Source organism: Burkholderia sp. GbtcB21, assembly GCF_019091065.1.
Lineage (GTDB): Bacteria > Pseudomonadota > Gammaproteobacteria > Burkholderiales > Burkholderiaceae > Burkholderia > Burkholderia pyrrocinia_C.
This window is the reverse complement of the sequence record NZ_JAGXKA010000149.1, coordinates 1-334: the sequence shown is the minus strand read 5'-3', so window position 1 is coordinate 334 and position 334 is coordinate 1. Positions and strand designations below refer to the sequence as shown.

1 pseudogene is annotated in these 334 nt (G+C 68.6%); it reads left to right on the top strand.

The features are described 5' to 3' along the window. Positions 1 to 334 (top strand): annotated as a pseudogene (locus KVT39_RS36660) (RHS repeat protein); the annotation flags it as partial.

Sequence of the window (334 nt, the reverse complement as noted above, 5' to 3'; positions counted from 1 at the left end):
GCACCACCCGCAGCGAGCGGGTGCACTACCTGCCGGGGCTGGAGCTGCGTCAGACCGAACAGACCCGCGCCGGCGAAGAGCGCGCCACGCCCGTCGAGCTCCTGCAGGTGCTCGCGCTCGGTGCGGCCGGCCGCCAGTCGGTACGGGTGCTGCATTGGGAACTGGGCCAGCCGGAGACGATCGGGAACGACCAGTTGCGCTACAGCTTTGGCGACCAGATCGGCTCATCGATGCTCGAACTCGATGCGCAGGCGGATATCCTGACCCGGGAGGAGTACTACCCGTATGGCGGCACCGCCGTGTGGTCGGCGCGCAGCGACATCGAGGCCAAGTA